The 14,181-nt window shown below is 46.1% G+C and carries 12 protein-coding genes; all 12 read left to right on the top strand.

Features of this window, described 5'->3' with window-relative positions:
* Positions 1–8 precede the first annotated feature (8 nt).
* The 12 genes from AC58VC_RS04670 (at position 9) to AC58VC_RS04615 (ending at position 14,174) form a co-directional block, all read left to right on the top strand.
* A complete protein-coding gene (locus AC58VC_RS04670; protein WP_497367908.1) occupies positions 9–926 on the top strand; it encodes a carbohydrate ABC transporter permease in 918 nt (305 codons plus the stop codon).
* Between the two features lie 19 nt (positions 927–945).
* Entirely contained in the window at positions 946–1,650 is a 705-nt protein-coding gene (locus AC58VC_RS04665) for a hypothetical protein (protein WP_497367645.1), read from the top strand.
* A gap of 28 nt (positions 1,651–1,678) precedes the next feature.
* Positions 1,679–2,419, top strand: a complete 741-nt coding sequence (locus AC58VC_RS04660) for a hypothetical protein (protein ID WP_497367644.1) — start codon at positions 1,679–1,681, stop codon at positions 2,417–2,419.
* Between the two features lie 29 nt (positions 2,420–2,448).
* Positions 2,449–3,159: a hypothetical protein gene (locus AC58VC_RS04655; RefSeq protein ID WP_497367643.1), complete on the top strand. Its 711-nt coding sequence runs from the start codon at positions 2,449–2,451 to the stop codon at positions 3,157–3,159.
* Between the two features lie 123 nt (positions 3,160–3,282).
* Positions 3,283–4,599 carry an ABC transporter substrate-binding protein gene (locus AC58VC_RS04650; protein ID WP_497367642.1) on the top strand — a complete coding sequence of 439 codons (1,317 nt, stop codon included), beginning with the start codon at positions 3,283–3,285 and terminating at the stop codon, positions 4,597–4,599.
* 74 nt (positions 4,600–4,673) lie between these two features.
* A complete protein-coding gene (locus AC58VC_RS04645; RefSeq protein WP_497367641.1) occupies positions 4,674–5,687 on the top strand; it encodes a hypothetical protein in 1,014 nt (337 codons plus the stop codon).
* Between the two features lie 37 nt (positions 5,688–5,724).
* Positions 5,725–7,089 carry an ABC transporter substrate-binding protein gene (locus AC58VC_RS04640; protein ID WP_497367640.1) on the top strand — a complete coding sequence of 455 codons (1,365 nt, stop codon included), beginning with the start codon at positions 5,725–5,727 and terminating at the stop codon, positions 7,087–7,089.
* A 57-nt stretch (positions 7,090–7,146) separates the two neighbouring features.
* Positions 7,147–8,547 carry an S-layer homology domain-containing protein gene (locus AC58VC_RS04635; protein WP_497367639.1) on the top strand — a complete coding sequence of 467 codons (1,401 nt, stop codon included), beginning with the start codon at positions 7,147–7,149 and terminating at the stop codon, positions 8,545–8,547.
* A gap of 87 nt (positions 8,548–8,634) precedes the next feature.
* Positions 8,635–9,342 carry an ABC transporter ATP-binding protein gene (locus tag AC58VC_RS04630; protein ID WP_497367638.1) on the top strand — a complete coding sequence of 236 codons (708 nt, stop codon included), beginning with the start codon at positions 8,635–8,637 and terminating at the stop codon, positions 9,340–9,342.
* Positions 9,332–10,360 carry an efflux RND transporter periplasmic adaptor subunit gene (locus AC58VC_RS04625; RefSeq protein ID WP_497367907.1) on the top strand — a complete coding sequence of 343 codons (1,029 nt, stop codon included), beginning with the start codon at positions 9,332–9,334 and terminating at the stop codon, positions 10,358–10,360. The genes AC58VC_RS04630 and AC58VC_RS04625 overlap by 11 nt, the downstream gene beginning before the upstream one ends.
* 12 nt (positions 10,361–10,372) lie before the next feature.
* A complete protein-coding gene (locus AC58VC_RS04620) occupies positions 10,373–13,288 on the top strand; it encodes an ABC transporter permease (protein WP_497367637.1) in 2,916 nt (971 codons plus the stop codon).
* A 1-nt stretch (position 13,289) separates the two neighbouring features.
* Entirely contained in the window at positions 13,290–14,174 is an 885-nt protein-coding gene (locus AC58VC_RS04615; RefSeq protein ID WP_161407307.1) for an ABC transporter ATP-binding protein, read from the top strand.
* Positions 14,175–14,181 lie beyond the last annotated feature (7 nt).

The raw sequence follows: 14,181 nt of genomic DNA, 5'->3' as shown, positions 1-14,181 counted from the left end.
CAGTCGGCATGCTGCAACTGCTCAGCAAGATCCGCTATGCCGTTATCGGGAGAGAAGCGGATAAAGGTCTGCTGTTTAAGCTGTTCATCTATTTGATCCTACTGGATACGGCTTACATTTATTTGAAACCAATCCTGCATATGATAGCGACCATGGTCAAAAATGCAGACGACTTGCTCGATCCTGCCGTCAACTGGTTCCCGAGAACAATCTATCTCGGGAACCTTCAAGAGGCTTGGGAGTGGATGAATTATCCCAAGGCGCTGGGCATCAGCCTAGGGCTGTCACTTTCGGTCTCGATCTTGCAAACACTCTCGTGCGCAGTAACCGGTTACGCTTTTGCTAGATTGAAAATCCCGTTTAAGCGGGTGCTGTTTTTTTTCCTGATGCTAACCTTTATTGTGCCTATGCAGGTTACGATCTTGCCTAATATTATTTATGCCAGACAGTTAGGTCTCCTGAATACGATTTATCCGATCATTGTTCCTGCCTTTTTCGGTTTGGGGTTAAAAGGAGCGCTGTTCGTCATTATTTACCGCCAATTCTTCTCGACGCAGCCGAAGGAACTGGAAGAAGCGGCCCGTATCGACGGAGCAGGCGTGTTTAAAATCTTTTACAAGGTCATGATGCCGCTTGCCAAACCAGCGATTCTCGTCGTATTTCTGTTTTCCTTCATCTGGACATGGAACGACTTCTACCTGCCGAGCATGTACTTATCTGATATTGAAACAGCGCCTCTATCGCTCGGGATAGAAAAGATTGCATCAGCGCTGCGTCAACAAGCCGAAGCCTACGGACCATCCGTAAACGATGAAGCAATCCGGATGTCTACAACGTTCTTAATGATTATTCCGCCACTTCTCTTGTACACGTTCACGCAGCGATGGTTTGTAGAAGGCGTAGAACGAACAGGCTTAGTGGAATAGAAATGGAGGATAAAAAGAGATGAAACGTCTTCTCGCAATATGCTTAGTTGGCGTCATGATTGCCATGCTGGCGGCGTGTTCGAAATCAACACAGACGACGGCAAGCACGTCTGCCGGCCCGGTCAAAATGCTCTATATCAAACGAGGCGAAGGGACCAATGATCCCTTTGTGGTAAAGCATTTTGAGAAGGTAGGCTATACCGTCATTGATATGGCGGATAACGTATTCAAGTCAGAACTTGTGAATGGTTACGGGGTTGTCTATGTCAGTCCTACTGTCAATTCCTCCAGAATCGATGCTCAGCTTAAAGGCTCTAAGGTGCCTGTTGTCTATGCCAAACCTCAAGTGGCTAGTCTTTCAGCGTTAACGGGGCTGCTTGATTACAATGAGCTCAGCGCGGCGAAAACCGTTCAAATCAAAGACAGCAAACATCCGATGGCTGCTGGATTTAAAGATCAAGTAGCGGTTTACAAAAATGATGGAAAAATTGGATACGCCATACCGGGCAAAGAGGCTGTTACGATCGTAACAGCGCCCGGGGATGATAAGAAAGCGGCTGTTTTTGCCTATGAGAAAGGGGCGAAAAACATTAACAACGAGCCCGTTCCGTCCCGGCAGGTGTTCTTTTATTTGAGTGCAGGGGAAGAAATGAATCAAACCGAGGACGGCTTTAAACTTTTGGATGCAGCTGTTCAGTGGGCAGCTCAGAATGGACAAAAATAAACATTCCTGACAGGGAGGAAGTCCGTCTATGAAAAAAGTAAATGCAGCGATCATGGCCTGTATGGTTTTTACGCTCTCCGCTTGCAGCTCGGTCACTAGTCATCCTGTATCGGTATCCAACCAACCAGCGGCCAGCGCAGCAGCCAAATCGCAGAACAATGGGAAAAGTGTGCTTTTTGTCGGCCAAGAAGGCGGTGGAGACGGGATTGTGATCAAGCGCTTCAAAGAAAAACACGGGATGAACGTTACCGTGGTTTCCGATAAAGAAGTGACCACCGAGAAAGCGAACGGATTCTCTTTAATTTTCGTCAGCGAGTCAGTGAATTCAGGGAAAATTAAAGACAAATTTGTCGCAATTCCGGTGCCTGTCATCTACGACGAACCGCAAATTTCCGGTGATACGGGCATGACGGATGTTGACATGAATGGCCAACTGGAAGGCAACAATGCGGTCAAGACGATTCAAATCCGCAACAGTCAGCACGCACTGGCAGCGGGTCTGCAAAACAATGTGGATGTCTACAAAGATAATGGGAAGATGAGTTGGGCGACGCCAGGCAAAGACGCAATCGTCATAGCTACTGTACCCAATGATGAAATGAAGGCGACCATTTTTGCTTACGACAAAGGCATGACGAATGTGAAAGGGAAAACGGTTGCTGCACGTGAGGTTTTTTATTACATGATGACAGGTGAGGAAATCAATCAAACTGATGATGGATGGAAGCTGTTTGATGCCGCAGTCCGCTGGGTGCAAGAGACAAAATAACGTTAATTCTTGAAGGAGGTAGGGAGTTAATGAAACGGTTGTTTTCCTACTTAATCTTAGTAGCCCTTATTTTTACAAGCGCAGCCTGTTCAGTGCCAACACAGAAAGATGCTGGGAATGGGAATGCAAAAGGGAATGGGAATGAGAAGAAAGTACTTTTTGTCGGCACAGACAGCGCAAACGATCGAATCGTGATGAAGCATTTCAAGGAGCTTGGGTTTGAGGCTACCTTGATGTCCGACAAGGAACTTACGCCGGAACAGCCGGCCAATTTCGGCTTGGTTTTTGTCAGTTCGTTCGCAGGCTCTCATCGCGTTGCTGATAAATTACTCGGATCAACTGCGCCTGTGATTTATGCCAATGGCAAAATATTAGGCCAAGTGGGGCTAGCCAGTAAAGATGACTCGGATTACGGGGACTATTCCGGCCTAGCGATTGCAATCAAAGAGAGTAAACATGAGCTTGCGGCAGGACTACCCGGCAGTGTGGACATTTATAAGTCGGAAGCAAAGATTAGCTATGTAGTACCGCAGGGGGGCGTTATTATCGCCTCTGCGCCGGATAACGACAAACGTGCCGTGATTTGTGCTTTCGAGAAAGGCCAGAAAAATATGAACGGCCAAGTTTTGCCAGCTAAACGCCTGTTTTTCAATTTAACGGGTGGGGAAGAAATCAACCGGACGGAGAATGGATGGAAGCTATTTGATGCTGCTGTTCACTGGGCAGTAGGTAAATCATGATTCAGAATGATGCAACAAACAACCTATAATGTTGGAGAACCCCCCTAATGTAAACGTAAACATTTCGTAATAAAGTTAAAGTATACAAAATTTGAAATAACGATTGGGAGGTTCATAGAGAAAATGAAGAAATTTCTCAAAGCATCTTTAGCGATCACCTCGGCATTTGTCATCCTGACAGGCTGTACGTCCGAGCCTGCGCAAACCGAAACCGAGAAACAGCCCGTTGCCTCAGAAAACAAATCACCGGATAACGAAATATTCATTTATACCGTGTATCCAGCCTTTTATGCCAAAGAAGATATTTGGGAGCAGCAAGTCGGACAATACCTCAAGAAAAAGTTCCCTGATCTGACTTTCAAGCACGTACAGTGGGATAATCCTGGCCGCCAATACAAGGATCTGATTGCAGCCGGTACGGTTCCTGACATTATTATCGATAATGCCCGGATGAATTTGCAACGTAATATTTTGAAGAACGATCTGCAGTATGACATGACGGACTTGATCAAAAAGTACAATTTCGACACGAGTGCATTGAATCCTGCGGCAATGACGCAAATGAAGAACATCACGCCGGAAGGGAAAATTTATGGTCTGCCTTTCCAGTTAAGTGATTTCGTACTTTTCTATAACAAAGATATTTTTGATAAGTTCGGTGTTGATTATCCGAAAGACGGAATGACGTACGATGAAATATATGAATTAGCTAAAAAGCTGACCCGTGTAGAAGGTGAAAACACCTACAAGGGCTATCAACAGCATCCTGGTTTGTATATGTCTTACAATCAGCTTTCACTGTCACCTCTCAGCTTGACGGAAGACAAGGCAGAAATGAATACACCAGGCTGGAAGAAGGAAGTTGACAACTTAAGACGCTTCTACGAAATTCCAGCCAACCAATTTACATCCGTCGATGATTTCCCAAAAGGAAAAATGGCGATGAGTGTTCACGTGACGGAAAAGATCGTTCAGTGGTACGAGCAAAACAAAAACTTGAACTTTGATATCGCTGCTATGCCATCCTTTGCTGATGCGCCAGGCGTCAAAGCTCAGCCAAATCTATACTCAGCGTATATTACGAAACAGTCGACCAAGAAAGACCAAGCTTTCCAAGTCATCCAGTATCTGCTCTCCGAGGAAATGCAAATCAATTTCGCGAAGGAAGGCATTATCGGACCGCTGCAAACGCAGAAAGTACAAGAAGCTTTCGGTAAAAACTTGCCGCAAATGCAAGGCAAGCATACGCAAGCTATCTTCTACGGTAAGAACGCTATGCCGCCGGCGGCTCGCGCTTCAGGCTTAACTTACATTGATGTGCCGGTGCACGGCGTGTTCCAGCCTCTAATCTTCGGGGAATCCAAGGATTCCGTAACCGCTCTGCGTATGATTGAAGAATCTGCAACGAAAGCGATTCAAACTGAGAAAGCTGCCCAATAATTCAGCCATCGGCTCCTTCATCCGATCCTTGGAGGGGCCTTTCATTCCACATTGAAAAAGGAGTGACCCAATCCATGAAACGTTTTCTAATGGTGCTCATTGCCATATTTATGACAATCACCATGAGCGCCTGTTCATCATCAGAGAAAGCGGCTGACCCAGTCGTATCGACATCTCCTACGTCAACAGTAACTACAACTGCAACTGCAACGCCAAGTGCGACTCCAACAGCTACACCGGATGTGGCGAAGGCTACAGAGACTCCCGCAGTTTCATCAACACCAGTTGCAACAACCACACCTGCTGCAACTGTGGAAGCAACGAAAGCAGCTAGTCCTACGGCTGATGCAACGAAGGCGCCAGCAGCCACTAGTTCAACTAAGGCTACTGAAGCCCCAGCCTCGCCTACTGCTGCTCCAGCTGCGAGTCAGCCAGAGGCTGCACAGAAACCAGAAGTTTCACCGAAAGGGAAGAAAGTGCTGCTTGTGGGAAGGGATTCCGAGCCGCTTCCTGCTGAAGATGTTGCGATTGCCAATCGGTTGAAAGGGATGGGATTTAGCGTAGCGCACCTCAGCGATCGTGAACTCACGGCCGATGCGACGAAAGGGTACGATTTAATCTACATTAGTCAAACGACGAATTCGAAATTTTTGAAAACAGGCGCTATGAAGGAAGTTGCTATTCCAACTGTGTATGTGAAAAGCCATGGTATGTTCTATCTCGGACTATCCTCCCAAGAGGAAGGAACGACTGTGAAGAAGCTGAAATCGATTGATATTGTCGATAGTAAGCATCAGATTGCTGGAGGCTTATCGGGGACTGTAGACGTTTATACGGAAACCGGCGATAACTTCGGCGTCAGTTATGGTGTTCCAGGCAAGGAAGCAAAAGTCATTGCTACAGTCCCTGGTGACAAGGCGAAGGCTGCTGTTTATTACTATGACAAAGGTGCAAAAGCTGATAACGGTTATGAAGTGAAAGCACGATTATCCTACTACTATTGGAGTAATGGGATGCAGGATACTTCTACGGATGCTGGCTGGAAGCTCTGGGATAACATTGTCTTGTGGACTTTGCAAAATGGATAACTAATACTTTTCGTTCATGAAGGAGGTAATAATCGTAATGAAACGAGTAAAAGTAAGCCTAGCTCTTGCACTCACGCTTGCGATGGCGGCTGGTTGCACGAACGAGGCAGCTCCAAGTACGAAACCAGGTGGATCTGATGAGAAGAATGTGGCGCAAACCCAGACGTCACCTGATAATGAATTGTTTATTTATACCGTATGGCCAGCCTATTACGTCAAGGAAGATATTTTCCAGAAGCAAATTGGCGACTACATTAAAAAGAAGTTCCCGGATATTACGATCAAACACGTGCATTGGGATAATCCTGGCAGACAGCACAAAGATTTGATTGCAGCCGGAACCATTCCTGACATCATTATTGACGACACAAGGCGTAACGTACAAGGTCAATTGATTAATAACGACCTTCAATATGATATTTCCGATTTGATCAAAAAGTATAACTTCGATACAAGTAAATTAAATCCGGCCCACATGGCGCAAGTGAAAAATTTAACTCCAGATGGCAAAATATACGGGCTGCCGTTCTATAACAACGATTTCGCTTTATTTTATAACAAAGATATTTTCGATAAATTCGGTGTTGATTATCCGAAGGATGGCATGACCTATGACGAGATTTATGAGTTAGCGAAAAAGCTGACACGCGTTGAAGGTGACATCACGTACAAAGGTTTTTCACAAAATCCAGGTCATTATCTCAATTATAATCAGTTGTCGCTTTCTGCATTAAGCAAAACTGAGGATAAAGGGGATATGAGTGACGCGGGTTGGAAGAAGCTAGTAGACAATATGCGTAGGTTCTATGAAATCCCTGCGAATCAGTTTGATACCGTGGAAACATTTGCTTCAAAACCGACTATCGCGATGGGTGTTGCAACAGTAAGCGATCATTTGGTCAAATTCTACGAGGAAAACAAGAATCTGAACTTTGACATTGCCTCTGTGCCTTCTTTGAGCGATGCTCCAAACACGAGATATCAGCCTAACGTCTATTCGATGTACATCACGAAGCAGTCTAAGAAGAAAGACCTTGCCTTCCAGGTGATGGCTGCGCTGCTTTCGGAAGAGCATCAAATCGATCTGGCCAAAGAGGGCGTCATTGGACCTCTTGAGACGGATGCCGTGAAAGCAGCATTTGGTAAGAACCTGCCGCAAATGCAAGGTAAGCATGTGGAATCTATTTTTTATGGTAAAAATGCGATGCCTCCCGCTGCACGTCAGCAAGATTTAGTTTGGTATGATGTCCCTGTCCAAGGTGTATTCCAACCGCTGATCTTCAATGAGTCCAAAGACTCGGTAACAGCGATTCGTATGGTACAAGAACAAGCTACCAAAGCAATTGACACATTGAAGGCAGCGAAAACGGAGATTAATAAGGCAGCGAGCCCAACGAAGTAACCGTTTACCAGCAAACCTGAGATACCTCACAAATCATATTTAGGAAGGTGAATTCACTTGAAAAAATTTGTATTCTCGTTATTATCTATCCTACTCATGTCCTTAACTGTCCTGCCGTTTGCTTTTGCAGCAGACACGGATACGCCAGCCGCAGCAGTCAAAAGTGTTGACGACTTCAAAGATTTGAAGAATTTACCGCAAGCAGATAAGGATAAATTCGATTCACTTATTCAAGATGGCGTTTTTAATGGGTTGACGGAAGATACATTCGGACTTGACGCTCGGATGAATCGGGCACAATTTGCGAAAGTAGCTGCTATTATTTTTGACCTTGAAGTTGACGACACACTAACGGTTTCTTCCTTTAGTGACGTTAGTAGCGATGATCCAGCCAATTCCTATGCGCTTCCTTACATTGAGGCATTGAAGAAGGCAGGACTTACGAATGGTTACGATGAGGAAGGCAAAACGTACAAACCGGCTGGTGAAGTTTCCCGCCAAGAGCTTGCGGCGTTCCTGATTCGCGGATTAGGCTTGGATGCTGATGCTAGCTCGGCTGAGCCAGTTGATGATTCTACCGTAGATGATTGGGCAAAAGGTTATGTCTCACTTGCACTTGAGAAAAACTTGCTAGCGAATCAATCAGCAGATAAGTTCAACGGAAAAACATCCGCTACACGCAAAATGTTGGCTCTTGCAAGCTTTGCAGCGAAACAAATTCTTACTGGCAGTGTGCCAGAAGAAACAGATGAACCAGAAGTTCAGCCGCAGCCTGGAGATGAACAAGATGATCCAGCAGCGCCAGCTGGCGAAGTTTCCGCAGAAGGTAAAAAAATGCTCTTCATCACTCGTCAAAGCTCGCAAATGACACAGCTGAAAGAAAATCCAGATGATGAGAAAATCATTAATCGCATGAAAGATCTTGGTTTTAGAGTGACATGGGTCAATTGTGATAAATTTACGGCTGACAAAGCGGATGGCTACGATATGGTTATTGTCAGCAACACGTTAAACTCCAAATATCTTCGTTCCGGCATTATGAAAGATGTTGCGATTCCAACGGTCTATTTGAAAAATCACGGCATGTACTATCTCGGACTTTCATCACAAGAAGAAAATACAAACGAGTATAATATCACATCTACTACAATTGCAGAACCGAAAGATAAGGCTGCGGCTGGACTCTCAGGAGACGTGGACCTTCTATTAACTACGGATCCAAAAACAGCTATCGCTTATGGCCTTCCAGGCAAGGAAGCTACTGTCGTAGCAACCATCCCAGGAAAACCGAAAGAAGCAACCATTTTCTATTACAACAAAGGAACGCACTCGGATAGCGGCTATGAGGTGCAAGCACGACTTTCCTTCTTCTCTTTTGCCGGTAATTATGATAACTCTACAGAAGATAGTTGGAAGCTTTTGGATGCCCTTGTTTTGTGGACGCTGCAAAACGGCTAATAGCTTTGAATCAACATGTCGAACTCCAGTTTTCGAACTGGAGTTCTTTCTCTAGCCAAATCCGCACATATAGGAGCGTGAGTGGTCATGAATGCACAGCAGCAACAAGCAAGCTCTTCACCTCTTGTTAAGGCCGAAGGTGTTACCCGCATATTTGGACGCGGCTCAGCTGCCGTTCATGCCTTGCGAGGAGCGAGCCTAAGTATTCCGTCTAAGCAGCTTATTGCTCTCAGGGGTCGTTCAGGCTCTGGCAAAACCACATTAATTAATATTTTGGGTGCGCTGGATAAACCGACAGAAGGGCGCGTTTTCTTTGGCGGCAATGAAATCAGCGGATATTCCGAGAGCAAACGTAATGCCCTCCGGCGCAAGGATATGGGGCTTATTTTTCAATCTTTTGGCCTTGTTCCTTTAATGACGGCGTATGAGAATGTAGAGTTTGGCTTGCGTATTGCCGGCGTGAAGTCTGTGAACTTTAAGAGTTACACGGAAAGTGCTCTTGAGTATGTGGGGCTAAAGGCAAGAATGAAGCATAGGCCGTTCGAAATGTCAGGGGGAGAGCAGCAGCGTGTGGCTATTGCAAGAGCGATTGCCCATAAACCGACGTTAATTCTCGCTGACGAGCCGACGGCCGAATTAGACAGCAAGATGGGTGCACAAGTAATGCGGGTATTCAAAGATTTGGTGCAGCATGAGGGAATGACGATCATTCTCACGACACACGATCCCGCCATTATGAGTTATGCCGATCATGTTTACGCATTGGAGGATGGACAAATTGTCGATGCGACTTAAACGCGCCGTATGGCCGATTATCGGCATATGCTGCATGGCGTGGGTGTTAGCGGGATGCGCGCTCCTGCCGGTTGAAGAAGACGAGTTGAAACCGCCGCTTGTGGAGCCGGCGAAGGAAACTTTAAGCCTGTACACGGTGAAACGCAGTAATATTACCCAGCAAATTACGGGTGTCGCTACATTTGCTTCCGATAAAATGGACTATTTATTTTATTCGGAGTCTGGTGGACGTTTGAAGAAAATCAACGTGAAACTGGGTGATCAGGTAAAAGCCGGGGACATACTGGCAACAACAGAAACGTCGGATTTGGAAATGAAGGTTAAACTTCAGCAAATCGCCATTGAGAAATTAAAAATTTCACTCCAGCAAGCGATGGCGGAAAAGGATGGCGATGATCCCGATATCCAAATGAAACTGCTCGACATGGAAAGCGCCCAGCTGCAATTGGAATCGCTGGAGAACCAGGTTCAGAATACAAGACTGACTTCTACGATTGATGGGATCGTGACGTTCATCGATACGCTTCAGCCCGGGGATCAAGTCGTTGCCTACAAACAAGTCATCACACTTTCAGATCAGAAACAGATGAAGCTTGTTTATACGGCATCTAGTACGAATGATTTGGCAGGAGTCGAAGTTGGCATGGAAGTAACGGTGAAAATCAAAGATAAGACCTATCCAGGGAAGGTTGTTCAAACCCCTCTCTCCGCACCGCCGAACAGTAATAAAGCGATTCAGGACAAAAATGCGAAAGCCGTCTACATCCAAGTGACAGGGTTACCTCCGGATGTCGTGATTGGCAATCAGGCTGATATCACGATCGTAACCCAGAAGCGAGATCAGGTGATGGTAATCCCAAGGTCAGGACTTCGCAACTATATGGGGCGCGACTTTGTACAGGTGCTCGATGGTGAGAGCCGCAAGGAAATTGATGTAGAAAAAGGAATCGTTGCGGCAACAGAAGTGGAAATACGCAAAGGGTTAACCGAAGGGCAGCAGATTATCCTGAACAACTAGGAGGCTAAGACATTGGCGTTATTTATCATGATCTTGCGCAAAATGATCAATAATAAATGGCTTGAGCTTAGCTTGTTGTTCGGGCTTGTGCTGTCTGTCGCACTGGCGAGCAGCATGCCGATTTATACGAGTGCCATTTTGCAAAGACTACTCATTCAAGAAATGCAGCAGCTGCAGCTGGGCAGCAATCAATATCCGGGCATTTATTGGCTGTCGGCATCTTTTTCCGCGCAAGAAAAACAACCGAAACATGTCACGATATCAGAAACGGAGCAGTTTTTGAAGGAAAGAGAGGGACGATTCGGCATCCCCGTACAGACTTTCGTTCGCGAAAGAGCGACACAGCGCTACAATTTAATGCCGGCGCAACCAGATAAAATCGATATCAATGTTCAAAGGTCGGCCGATATTTCTGCGATTGATGGCATGGAAAGTCACATCAAGCTAGTGGATGGACGATTACCGGCGAAAGAACCGGTTAACGGCGTGTATGAAGCACTTGTTGCCCCGGAATCGTTAACTGAACTCGGGATGGTGCTGAACACGGTTTTCATTATCAAAGATGCGGGCTTGAAGGAACCCATTTCCATTAAACCTGTTGGCGTGTTTGATCGCAAGGACTATACCGATACATTTTGGTACAACAATACAAGCAGTTATAAGAATAGCTTCCTCATTGACTTTAATCTGTTTGAGAAAGCGTTCACGGTGGACGGCAAGCTGAATGTTCAGTCCAGCTATTGGTACTTCGCACTTGACTACAAGCTGTTGACGCTGGCATCTGCCGACGGATTTCTCTACAACGATCAAGCAATCAATACCTATATGGATGCTCATTATGAGAATCATAATAAAAACGTGCCAGCACTACAAACACTTACTAACTACTATGTAAAAGAAGCGAATTTGCGGAAAATGTTATGGTCACTTAATGTGCCTGTTATGCTGATGCTCGCTTTTTACTTATTCATGGTGGCCAACCTCATCACGGAAAGGCAAAAAACGGAAATTGCCGTGCTGCGAAGCCGGGGAGCTAGCCGCACACAAATTGTTCTTAGTTACGCTGTTGAAGGCGTGGTGCTTGGAGCGATTGCCTTTGCGGTCGGGCCGTATTTCGGTGAGTTAATTACTAGTCTATTAGGAGCATCTAGCGGATTTCTTGAATTTGTTCAGCGCGCTAAGTTAGAAACCGAACTTAATCAGGATGCCTTTCTGTATGCGTTAGTCGCAATCTCGGCATCGCTTGTCATGACGCTTATTCCCGTCATCCTTGCAACAAGAGTAACCATTGTCGGCCACAAACAGCAAACAGCGAGAATGCAGAAACAGTCTTTTTGGCATCGGTTTTTTCTCGATATTGCGATCATCGGTATTTCGTTATACGGATTGCAGAATTACAAAACAAGGGTCAAAGATATCCTCTCACTGGGCTTAAAATCAGGTGATTTAAGAGTAGATCCGCTGTTGTTTCTCATTCCTGCGATGTTTATTTTCGGACTCGGACTGCTTGTGCTGCGCTTGTATCCTTTGTTCATGAAGCTTTTGTACAAAATCGGTAAACGCTGGTGGCCGCCAACGATATACACGACTTTAATCCAGGTGAGCCGTTCGATTATTCAATATCAATTTATCATGGTGTTTCTCATCATTACGATTGCAACTGGACTTTTCAGCGCAAGCGCCACACGAACGATCAATCAGAATACGACGGACAAAATCCGGTATTCCGCTGGCGCCGATATTGTCATGAAGATTCATTGGGAAAATGATGCGCCACCGGCTATCTTGTTTGGTGCAGAGGATTCGGGGGATGACAGCACGTCTTTGGAAACCTCATCGGAAGACGAACCCGTGAGTGCACCTCCAAAGGTTCAATATAGCGAGCCATCTTTCCTGCCATTTACCCAGTTCCCAGGGGTGGAACATGCAGCGAAGGTGTATGTCAGAAAGGATGCATCGTTCACCAAAGGCAAAACGAATGCAACCGTCCAGCTGATGGGTATTGACACGAAAGCATTCGGTGAGACGGCTTGGTTAAGAGATCATTTGCTCGATCATCATATTAACGAGTATTTAAATCTTATTGCCAAAAATCCTTCAGCGGTTTTGATCTCTAAGTCAATTGCAGAAGAATATGGCGTTAAAGTAGGAGACACTCTGTCTGTCGGTTGGCAGAATCTCGAGTCTGCCTCTGTTACCGTCTTTGGGATCATTGATTATTGGCCGTCCTGGAATCCTAATCCTGGAGCAGGCGATACGATTTCGGTTACCACGAAGCAAGGCACGACAACGAAGGTAAAGAAACCGATGCTGATCGTTGGTCATCTTACTTACATTCAGAACAACATTGGGATCGAGCCTTATGAGGTTTGGATGAAACTGAAACCGGAAGCAAGCAGTCAAGCCGTCTATCAGGCCGTGACCCAGCATGGATATGATATCGAGTCGTTGACGGATGCGAAGCAAGCGCAGATCTTGGCTGTCAAAGATCCTTTTCAACTGGCGATTAACGGTGTGATGACCTTAGGGTTCATTATTTCGGTTGTCGTTTGCTTCTTCGGATTCTTACTCTACTGGGTATTATCGTTATCCGCTCGGACGCTGCAGTTCGGGATTTTCAGGGCCATGGGTGTTTCCGTCGCTCAATTGATTGGCATGCTGATTGGTGAACAAGTGATGGTATCAGGAGCAGCGATTCTTATTGGGATGATGACAGGCAACGTCGCAAGTCACTTGTTTGTTCCCTTATTCGAGTTGTCATTCGATCCCAGCACGCAGGTACCTCCGTTTCAAGTTACGTTCGATCCACGCGACCATCAGCGGCTGTATGGGATTGTTACTGTCATGATCTCCATTGGACTTGTGGTGCTTGGACATATCGTCTCGCGTATCCGGATACATCAAGCCGTGAAGCTTGGGGAGGATTAAGATGATACATTGCGATAATCTGGTTAAAATTTACAAAATTGCTGATTTGGAAGTTGTGGCCTTGCAGGGGTTGGATCTGCATGTGGAAGCTGGCGAACTGATGGCCATTATCGGCAACAGCGGCAGCGGCAAATCAACGCTGCTGAATATGCTTGGAGGACTTGACCGTCCTTCCGCAGGGCGTTTGATCGTAGATGGCAAGGACCTGCTAAGTATTCGCGAGAAGGACCTTGTCAAATATAAGCGCGAGTCGGTTGGTTTCGTTTGGCAAAATAATGCGCGCAACTTAATTCCCTATTTGACAGCACAGGAAAATGTGGAGCTGCCCATCCTTCTGCAGGGCAAACGGAAACGGGAGCGTGCGCTTGAGCTGCTTGAAGCTGTGGGGCTTAGCCATCGAAGGAATAACAAATTGAACCAGTTATCCGGTGGTGAGCAGCAGCGCGTAGCGATTGCGATTGCCCTTGCGAATCATCCGAAGCTGCTGCTTGCGGATGAACCCACGGGGTCGGTCGATACACGCATGGCCAACCAGATCCTTGATTTGTTCAGGAAGCTGTCCCGAGAACTGGGACTCACCATCGTAATCGTGACACATGATCCGATGCTTGCTAAGAAAGTGGATCGTGTGGTGGCTATCCGGGACGGAAGAACGTCGTCAGAAATTTTGCGGCGTAAGTCGTATGAGCAAGAACTATTGGATCTAGAAGAAGGCATTGAAGAGCAAGAAGAAGAGTCTCACGTCGAGTATGCGGTGCTTGACCAAGCAGGTCGGCTGCAAATTCCTGCGAGCTATCTGGAGACCATCGGAATGAAAGAAGCGAACAAAGTGAAAGTTACCGTGGAGGATGGCAAGATTGTGCTTATCCCTCCTATCAAAGTATAGCGAAGGA

It is taken from the genome of Paenibacillus sp. J22R67, assembly GCF_059692175.1.
Note: the sequence above shows the minus strand (reverse complement) of the source record. Positions and strands in the feature narration are given on the sequence as shown.

What these genes read in the sequence shown, in the direction of transcription:
- AC58VC_RS04645 (WP_497367641.1), top strand. Translation starts at nt 4,674, where the DNA reads ATGAAACGTTTTCTAATGGTGCTCATTGCCATATTTATGACAATCACC.
- AC58VC_RS04640 (WP_497367640.1), top strand. Translation starts at nt 5,725, where the DNA reads ATGAAACGAGTAAAAGTAAGCCTAGCTCTTGCACTCACGCTTGCGATG.
- AC58VC_RS04665 (WP_497367645.1), top strand. Translation starts at nt 946, where the DNA reads ATGAAACGTCTTCTCGCAATATGCTTAGTTGGCGTCATGATTGCCATG.
- AC58VC_RS04670 (WP_497367908.1), top strand. Translation starts at nt 9, where the DNA reads ATGCTGCAACTGCTCAGCAAGATCCGCTATGCCGTTATCGGGAGAGAA.
- AC58VC_RS04660 (WP_497367644.1), top strand. Translation starts at nt 1,679, where the DNA reads ATGAAAAAAGTAAATGCAGCGATCATGGCCTGTATGGTTTTTACGCTC.
- AC58VC_RS04625 (WP_497367907.1), top strand. Translation starts at nt 9,332, where the DNA reads ATGCGACTTAAACGCGCCGTATGGCCGATTATCGGCATATGCTGCATG.
- AC58VC_RS04630 (WP_497367638.1), top strand. Translation starts at nt 8,635, where the DNA reads ATGAATGCACAGCAGCAACAAGCAAGCTCTTCACCTCTTGTTAAGGCC.
- AC58VC_RS04650 (WP_497367642.1), top strand. Translation starts at nt 3,283, where the DNA reads ATGAAGAAATTTCTCAAAGCATCTTTAGCGATCACCTCGGCATTTGTC.
- AC58VC_RS04655 (WP_497367643.1), top strand. Translation starts at nt 2,449, where the DNA reads ATGAAACGGTTGTTTTCCTACTTAATCTTAGTAGCCCTTATTTTTACA.
- AC58VC_RS04615 (WP_161407307.1), top strand. Translation starts at nt 13,290, where the DNA reads ATGATACATTGCGATAATCTGGTTAAAATTTACAAAATTGCTGATTTG.